Below are 7,448 nucleotides of genomic sequence, written 5' to 3'. Positions count from 1 at the left end.
GGTTCATTATCTTTTTTCAAACTTTTATAATAAAAATCGCGAAGAAAATTACGTCTTAACGTCATGGTAATTCCTTTATATTGCTGATCTCCGGAATTAATTTTTGTCATTTTTATATTATAGTTTCTTCGTACAAATACACAACTTCCCGGTTCTAAAACAATTTCTTTTTTGTCTTTTTCCTCAATAATTAGTTTTCCGGAATACAAATAAATTAAACAATGATCTTGCGCCGAATGTACACAACTGGTATCATTGTTTGCATAATAAGTCAGAAATATTCCTGAATAATTTATTATTTTTGATTTATTCATAAAAATTTTAGCTACATACTTTTTCTAAAAAGTATTGATGAACTTTTAGAGAAGAGTTTAGTTCCGGATGGAAAGACGTTACCAACATACTTTTTTCCTGTGCGGCAACAATATTTCCATTTACTTCTGCCAATATTTTTACTTTAGAGCCTACTTCGGAAATATACGGAGCTCTAATGAATGTCATCGGCACAGTTCCAATTCCTTCGAAATTTTCTTCAACAAAGAAACTTCCTAACTGTCTCCCATAAGCATTTCTTTTTGCTGTAATATCCATGACTCCCAAATGATTGCCACCATCTTCAACTTTTTTAGCAAGTAAAATTAATCCGGCACAGGTACCGAATACAGGTAACCCGTTTTCGATCATGTTTTTTAGCTCATCAAGCATGTTCAAGTCTCTTAATAACTTTCCTATCGCAGTACTTTCTCCACCCGGAATAATTAGGCCATTCATAGATCGAACTAAATCTTTTTTTTGCCTTATTTCAAATGTACTTATACCTAATTCTTTCAATATCTGAATATGTTCTATAAATGCTCCTTGCAATGCTAATACTCCTACATTCATATTTAACGATTTGAATTAAAAAAGTCATTTTGAAAAAATTATTTTCAAAATGACCTAATATCAGTTTAAACTTTATTTTATTTTCCTCTTTCAGCCATTAGTATCTCAATTTCTCCTTCATTTATTCCTACCATGGCTTCACCTAAATCTTCGGAGACTTCTAATAAAATGTTAGGATCATTATAATTAGTTACTGCTTTAACAATGGCTTGAGCTCTTTTTACAGGATCTCCCGATTTAAATATGCCGGAACCAACAAATACTCCTTCAGCTCCTAATTGCATCATTAAAGCTGCATCGGCTGGAGTAGCAACCCCTCCGGCAGCAAAATTTACCACCGGTAATTTTCCATTTTCATATACGTATTTTACTAATTCATAAGGTACTTGCAATTCTTTAGCTTCATTAAAGAGCTCATCATCATGCAATCCCTGAATTCTACGAATACCCTCATTCATAGCGCGTAGATGTCTTACTGCTTGCACTACATCTCCGGTACCCGGTTCTCCTTTTGAACGTATCATAGAAGCTCCTTCTTGTATTCTTCGTAGTGCTTCTCCAAGATTTTTAGCTCCGCAAACAAAAGGAACTTTAAATTTGGTTTTGTTTACATGGTATTTATCATCTGCCGGTGTTAAAACTTCACTTTCATCAATATAATCGATTTCTAATGCTTCTAATATCTGAGCTTCTACAAAATGCCCGATCCTTATTTTAGCCATAACAGGTATGCTTACTGCTGCTTGGATTCCTTTAATCATTTTCGGATCGCTCATCCGTGAAACTCCTCCTACAGCACGAATGTCTGCAGGAATTCGTTCTAAAGCCATCACTGCAACCGCTCCTGCTTTTTCGGCTATTTCTGCTTGTTCAGGAGTTGATACGTCCATGATTACTCCTCCCTTTAGCATTTGTGCTAAATTTTTATTTAATTCATATCTATTATTTTCCATATCTATCTTTTATCTTAATTACGTCTACAAAAATAATATAATATATGGTTATAATCCTCAAGAATACTTTTTTTATTTTTCCCATATATTTTTTCATAAATGTAAAGCTTATATCATGTACGTCATAATGAACCTATTAGGATAAAATTGTAAATTATAATTCAAATCATTGCCAATTTATGATGGTAGATTTTTATTATGCTTTATTTTTGCTGTACATATTTTGTCTAAATAAAAAAATAATACAAAATGCATAATTCAGAAAAAAAAGAATTTATTGCTAATAATTTTAAACAAAAAAACTGGAATGAAATAAAAACCAGAGACAGTTGGATGCTTTTTAAAATTATGGCGGAGTTTACTAACGGATTTGAAACCATGACCAAAATAGGACCTTGTGTTTCAATATTCGGTTCTGCTCGTACCAGTCCTGAAAATAAATATTATGGACTAGCAGAAGAAATTTCTTATAAACTTACCAAGATCGGCTTTGGTATTATTACCGGAGGGGGGCCTGGAATTATGGAAGCAGGAAATAAGGGTGCTCAAGCCGCAGGAGGAAAATCTATAGGTCTTAATATTGAATTGCCATTTGAAACCGGCAGTAATCCGTACGTAGATTATAAACTAAGTATGAATTTCAATTACTTTTTTGTTCGAAAGGTCATGTTTCTTAAATATTCTCAAGGATTTATAGTCATGCCCGGGGGATTAGGAACCATGGATGAATTGTTCGAAGCTCTAACCTTGATTCAAACCAAAAAAACAAGTAAATTTCCTATTGTTTTGGTAGGTACTAAATACTGGAGTGGTTTATTGGAATGGATGCGCGAATCTATGCTGGAAGAAAATTATATAAAAGATACAGATTTTAATATTTTTCGACTTGTCGATACTGCCGATGAAGCTGTAGGGCATATTCGCGCTTTTTATGATAAATACAGTATTAAACAAAATTTTTAATGGTATTTGGCATTAAATTTGTTTTCTCTCGCAGAATGTAACCAAATATAATTAAACCAATGATGAAAAAGTTTATTCCTTTTATTTTATGTATTTTATTTTTATGTTCGTATACTCTTTATTCATCTGATTTTTTTACTTCTATAACTAAAGTGGAATATGTGTCTAGTACTAAAACATTAAAACTTTCTTCGAAAGTAAATGTTGAGCATATCGAACAAACTATTGGGAAAAAAGTCAACTCGAATGATTTTGATACTTCCCTAAATAAATACCTTCAAAATAATGTTAAATTGAGTATTAATGACACACCGGTAACTTTTACTTTTTCTTCTAAAAATCCGGACGGTAACATAGTCTGGATCTATTATGAAGTAAATGGTGTTAATTCCGTTTCTTCCATTAGTATAAAAAATTCATTGTTGCTGGATAAATACCCTGAGCAGCAGAATTTTATTAATTTTATTGTTAATGGACAGAAAAAATCTTTAGTATGTAAAAAAGGATCGGATTCAGGGAAAATAAATTTTTAATGTTTTAAATTTTTATTTTATTTGTTACTTTTTATATAAATAATAATTATAAATTTAAATTAATTTCTTTTATGAAAAAAATTATGATTTTAGGAATTTTGAGCATCTTTATGTTGTATTCATGCTCATCTTCTAATTCCGTAGCTCTTGACCGTCCCTCTCAAAGAGATGTAAGAGGTACTTGGAGACTGGATAGGGTTTCTTATTCTGAAAATATGGTTAAAGTAAAAGCTTTTGATGAATATGATGCACAATGTCTAAAAAATAGCGTTTGGTATTTTATTGCTAATAATAATAGAGGAAATTTCACCTTGCAAGGAGGTAATACTTGTCCTGCTCTTACTCAGAATTTTACCTGGTATATAGATAAACAAAATATGCTTGTTTTAAAGTTACTTAATTAAGGTGATAAAGCCAGAAAAGTAACTACAGGAACTACTTATTTATATGATAATATTTCCGAAGAAGAATTCAACTTAAGTCAAGTTATTAGTGGAGTTACTATTACTTTTCATTTTAGTAAATTAGCATCCGGAAAATTAAAATAAATAACTTGTGAATAATATACAATTATAATTATGAAATCATTAATTACAAAATTAACAGTAATCTTATTGTCTGCAAGCATCATACTCTCTTGTAACACAAATGATACTCAAAAAGGAGCCGGAATAGGTGCCGTTGCTGGAGGTGTGTTAGGTGCTGTAATCGGAAACAACGTAGGAAATAAAAACAACGCTGCGTTAGGTGCTGTAATTGGTGCCGCTGTAGGGGGAACTGCTGGTGGTTTGATTGGTCACAAAATGGATCAACAGGCTCGCCAAATTCAAGAAAGTGTTCCCGGAGCTACTGTAGAACGTGTGGGTGAAGGAATAAAAGTCGTTCTTAATGAAAATGCGGTGCGTTTTGATTTTGATAAATCTACCTTAACTCCTACTGCAAGAAAAAATTTGGATCAAATTATTTCCATATTCAAACAATATCCTGATACTAATATTGGTATTTTCGGGTATACAGATGCTAAAGGAGCAGATCAATATAATTTAAATTTGTCCGAAAATAGAGCTAAAAGTGTTGCTGATTATTTAGCAAGTAATGGTATCAGTTCCAGTCGTTTCACTATTAAAGGGTTTGGTAAAGCAGATCCTATTGGTGATAACAACACTGAATCCGGAAGAGCTTTAAATAGAAGAGTTGAATTTTCAATTACGGCAAATGAAAAAATGATTCGTGATGCAAAATCTGAATCTAATTAATAAGTAAATATATTTTACACTTTATATAATTTTGAAGAAAAGACAGACATAAGTTTGTCTTTTCTTATTTTTCAAAGGTGAGCAATTTTTCATCAATGAAATATTGAATTATAGCTTTTTTCATCAATAAAGTTTGCTCATTGGGTTTTAAGTCGGGAAGCTTTTCAATTAATTTATAATGTGGCCATTTATCTTTATCGTATCCATCTAGTTTATAATATCCGAACGGTTCCAATAAACGACAAACCGCAATATGTATTAAATTCATTTTTTCATCTTTTTTATATTTTTTATAACCTAGCCCCAATTCTTGCAAACCTATTAAAAAAATCATTGTATTTAAATCGGGTATATCATCTTGAGCAAACTTTTCTTTAAAAAAAATTTCTATTTTACTCCAAAGTTGTGCTTCGTTCATTGTTTTTAAAATTTTACTCATGTAAAATTATAATAAATATAAATATGCTTTACAAAAGTTTTACATGTGCACAAAACTTTTCATAAATGTATTTATTGAAGGAATCTTAATTTTTATATGAAAAAAAACATGAAATTATAATAAGAGATAAGTATGCACTATTTAATTTACAATCAGTATTTTTAAAGCTCATATTAATGAAAGAAGTTTCGCTTTTTTATCATATTTTATTTTTATTATATCATTGGAATTAAATGGGAGTACTTTTTTCTCATATCTCCTTTATTCTTAAATATTCTACCCATTTGATAATTCTTCTCAATATAATCTGTCGAATTTAAACTTAAATTATCATCTCTATATTTTTGATATGTCAATGCCTTTATTTTTAGACATCTTTCATTATTAAAGATTTCGCCTAATAAAGTTTTATCAGATAAGCCGCAAGAATGCCCCATTATATAAACTTCAAAATCATTACTGGAGACAAAATCTATTAATTTTTGATAATTGTTTGTTCTTAAGTACCAATACGTTTTCATATGTTTTCATATATTTTAAACATTCATCATATTTTTCAATTAATTTAAAATTTGTTTCATCTTCTTCATCACCATAACCAAAAACAATAGGATTATCTTTATTTTTCAATTCGCTATGAATATTTATTATTGAGGTATTAGGGATATTTTTTTGAATTTCAGGGAAATAATCTTTTATTGTTACAGTATAATTAAAATTTAAAAATAATATACTATCAGGTTTATTATTACTATTATAAAGATTATCAGTGAGTTGATTTACTAAAATATGATTAAAAAAATAAAATATTGTTTTTTGAATAAATTACCTTCATTTACATTTCCTTTTGAATTAGGTGTTTTATTCCATTCAATTTTTTCTTAAAAATATTTTTTTCATATTCTTCAATTATTTTTGATTTGAATGAAATTTAACTTTAAGGGATTATGATAAATATCAATAAAACATTAAACCGAACATTATTTTTTGTAAAATTCAAATGAGGTGTAAAGCTAATTATTGGTTTATATACAAAAGTCTAAGTCCTGTTAATTCCATAATCAATATTTTACATTCTAATAATCAGTACTAATAACACTAATGGAGTTAGAGAAATCTTCTGCATCAGCTGCTTCCTGTATTTCTATTGCTTTAATTAATACCTTTCTATCAAAAATAGCACTAATAAAAGGTTGGGCTATGGCTAATAAACTCCCAGCTCCTTTTTTTGCTTCTTTTAAAGATTTATATTTATTCAACTGAATTTTATCTTGTTCCATCTGAGTCGCTTTATCATAATTTCTTTGTGTATGCATACCTCTTGCATTTCCACTTCTATTGGTAAATATATCTTTAACATCTGAACCATATTTACCTTCTTTAATATCTGATAAAACTTTAGCTGATTCTGAATTACTTAATGTACCAATTCTTTGAGCTTCTGCTACAGAGGCTTCAAAATTAGCAATGGCTTCTTTACTTGCCCCATTGGCTTTCATGGCTTCTACAATTTGATTTTTATTCTTAACCATATTACTAATATCTTTTGCAGGATTGTTGGCTCCCATTACATAATCTAAAAGACCTTTATCTGGAGCTGGTTTCTTTTCTATAGAATTTCGAACTTCATCATACCTTTTACTTTTATATCTTTCTGCATATTTATCTCCTACCCATTGAGCACTGGGGTTTATTACATTCTCACCTAAATAAATGGCTAATCCTGTACTTAATGCAAACATAATCCCTCCTCCTATGGTTTCAATCCCCATCACACTAAATCCTAAACCATATCCAGCTAATCCATTGACTACTACATTAAGTCCAATATCTGCCTTATTATTCCAACCAATAGTACTAGCAGCTTTAGCAGCAGCAGTCTGACTGATAAAAGGTAGTAATATTCCTCCTTCTCCACATTGGAGAATAGAGCAACTCAATATAGCATTGTATTTGTTTTTGTAAACTTTAGGATGATATAATTTCCATTGACTGGCTTCATTTCCTAAGGCTCCTATACATTTAGGGCTAGTAAATATATCATATAAAGCTATTCCCACAGCAACTACACCTATAACTCCTCCTATAATCCATCCAACAACAGGAACAGTAGCCGCCGCTGCCGCTATTCCAAGAGCTACACCAACTCCTCCTACAAAAGCCCCTTTGCTTAATCCTTTACTCCATCCTGTTTTACAGGTAAAATCTTCATTTAATTTTTTATCAATAATAGTGAGAAAGGCTCTATTTTCCTGATAAAATACAGAAACTTTTCTTTTTTCTGAATCAGCAAGTAGTTCCCTATAATCATTTCCTGTCTGATTAGTGCAAACTATATAGGTTTTTTCTGGCAAATAAGAGGACATATTAATCTTTTTTAGTTAGGATATGAGTAATGGATTGTTTATTCTGTTTGATG

At 30.2% G+C, this 7,448-nt stretch carries 10 protein-coding genes and 1 pseudogene; 4 read left to right on the top strand and 7 right to left on the bottom strand.

The genetic code is table 11. The features are described from left to right. From M3Z80_RS08480 to pdxS, 3 genes and pseudogenes are all read right to left on the bottom strand, one after another. Window positions 1–314 (bottom strand): annotated as a pseudogene (locus M3Z80_RS08480) (AraC family transcriptional regulator); the annotation flags it as partial. A 7-nt stretch (window positions 315–321) separates the two neighbouring features. Beyond that, the gene (gene pdxT, locus M3Z80_RS08475; protein ID WP_293919162.1) at window positions 322–885 is read right to left on the bottom strand and encodes a pyridoxal 5'-phosphate synthase glutaminase subunit PdxT; all 564 of its coding nucleotides are present in this window, start codon (window positions 883–885) and stop codon (window positions 322–324) included. 77 nt (window positions 886–962) lie between these two features. Then, a complete protein-coding gene (pdxS, locus tag M3Z80_RS08470) occupies window positions 963–1,838 on the bottom strand; it encodes a pyridoxal 5'-phosphate synthase lyase subunit PdxS (protein WP_293919161.1) in 876 nt (291 codons plus the stop codon). 249 nt (window positions 1,839–2,087) lie between these two features. Between pdxS and M3Z80_RS08465 the strand changes: the two genes are divergently transcribed. The 4 genes from M3Z80_RS08465 to M3Z80_RS08450 all read left to right on the top strand — a co-directional run bounded on the left by M3Z80_RS08465 (window position 2,088) and on the right by M3Z80_RS08450 (window position 4,590). Beyond that, entirely contained in the window at window positions 2,088–2,801 is a 714-nt protein-coding gene (locus M3Z80_RS08465) for an LOG family protein (protein WP_293919160.1), read from the top strand. A 62-nt stretch (window positions 2,802–2,863) separates the two neighbouring features. Then, on the top strand, window positions 2,864–3,334 hold the full coding sequence (locus M3Z80_RS08460) for a DUF6702 family protein (RefSeq protein WP_293919159.1): 471 nt from the start codon (window positions 2,864–2,866) through the stop codon (window positions 3,332–3,334). Between the two features lie 71 nt (window positions 3,335–3,405). After that, window positions 3,406–3,738, top strand: coding sequence for a lipocalin family protein (locus M3Z80_RS08455; RefSeq protein WP_293919157.1), 333 nt, complete (start codon window positions 3,406–3,408; stop codon window positions 3,736–3,738). Between the two features lie 174 nt (window positions 3,739–3,912). Continuing rightward, window positions 3,913–4,590 carry an OmpA family protein gene (locus tag M3Z80_RS08450; protein ID WP_293919155.1) on the top strand — a complete coding sequence of 226 codons (678 nt, stop codon included), beginning with the start codon at window positions 3,913–3,915 and terminating at the stop codon, window positions 4,588–4,590. 64 nt (window positions 4,591–4,654) lie between these two features. Here the strand turns inward: M3Z80_RS08450 and M3Z80_RS08445 are convergent, their stop codons facing one another. The 4 genes from M3Z80_RS08445 to M3Z80_RS08435 all read right to left on the bottom strand — a co-directional run bounded on the left by M3Z80_RS08445 (window position 4,655) and on the right by M3Z80_RS08435 (window position 7,395). Beyond that, a complete protein-coding gene (locus M3Z80_RS08445; protein WP_293919153.1) occupies window positions 4,655–5,008 on the bottom strand; it encodes a hypothetical protein in 354 nt (117 codons plus the stop codon). Window positions 5,009–5,244: 236 nt separating this feature from the next. After that, window positions 5,245–5,550, bottom strand: a complete 306-nt coding sequence (locus M3Z80_RS08440) for a hypothetical protein (protein WP_293919151.1) — start codon at window positions 5,548–5,550, stop codon at window positions 5,245–5,247. Continuing rightward, window positions 5,486–5,839 carry an AbiH family protein gene (locus tag M3Z80_RS09830; protein ID WP_366519874.1) on the bottom strand — a complete coding sequence of 118 codons (354 nt, stop codon included), beginning with the start codon at window positions 5,837–5,839 and terminating at the stop codon, window positions 5,486–5,488. The genes M3Z80_RS08440 and M3Z80_RS09830 overlap by 65 nt, the downstream gene beginning before the upstream one ends. A 266-nt stretch (window positions 5,840–6,105) precedes the next feature. Next, window positions 6,106–7,395 (bottom strand): hypothetical protein, encoded by a 1,290-nt coding sequence (locus M3Z80_RS08435; protein ID WP_293919149.1) that lies wholly within the window; start codon window positions 7,393–7,395, stop codon window positions 6,106–6,108. Window positions 7,396–7,448: the final 53 nt, after the last annotated feature.

Origin of the sequence: Apibacter sp. (assembly GCF_025291155.1) — a bacterium.
In the GTDB taxonomy this organism is placed as follows: Bacteria; Bacteroidota; Bacteroidia; order Flavobacteriales; family Weeksellaceae; genus Apibacter.
Note: the sequence above shows the minus strand (reverse complement) of the source record. Positions and strands in the feature narration are given on the sequence as shown.

Coding starts and splice junctions, on each gene's coding strand:
- M3Z80_RS08465 (WP_293919160.1), top strand. CDS start 2,088: ATGCATAATTCAGAAAAAAAAGAATTTATTGCTAATAATTTTAAACAA.
- M3Z80_RS08450 (WP_293919155.1), top strand. CDS start 3,913: ATGAAATCATTAATTACAAAATTAACAGTAATCTTATTGTCTGCAAGC.
- pdxS (WP_293919161.1), bottom strand. CDS start 1,838: ATGGAAAATAATAGATATGAATTAAATAAAAATTTAGCACAAATGCTA.
- M3Z80_RS08435 (WP_293919149.1), bottom strand. CDS start 7,395: ATGTCCTCTTATTTGCCAGAAAAAACCTATATAGTTTGCACTAATCAG.
- M3Z80_RS08460 (WP_293919159.1), top strand. CDS start 2,864: ATGAAAAAGTTTATTCCTTTTATTTTATGTATTTTATTTTTATGTTCG.
- M3Z80_RS08455 (WP_293919157.1), top strand. CDS start 3,406: ATGAAAAAAATTATGATTTTAGGAATTTTGAGCATCTTTATGTTGTAT.
- M3Z80_RS08440 (WP_293919151.1), bottom strand. CDS start 5,550: ATGAAAACGTATTGGTACTTAAGAACAAACAATTATCAAAAATTAATA.
- pdxT (WP_293919162.1), bottom strand. CDS start 885: ATGAATGTAGGAGTATTAGCATTGCAAGGAGCATTTATAGAACATATT.
- M3Z80_RS08445 (WP_293919153.1), bottom strand. CDS start 5,008: ATGAACGAAGCACAACTTTGGAGTAAAATAGAAATTTTTTTTAAAGAA.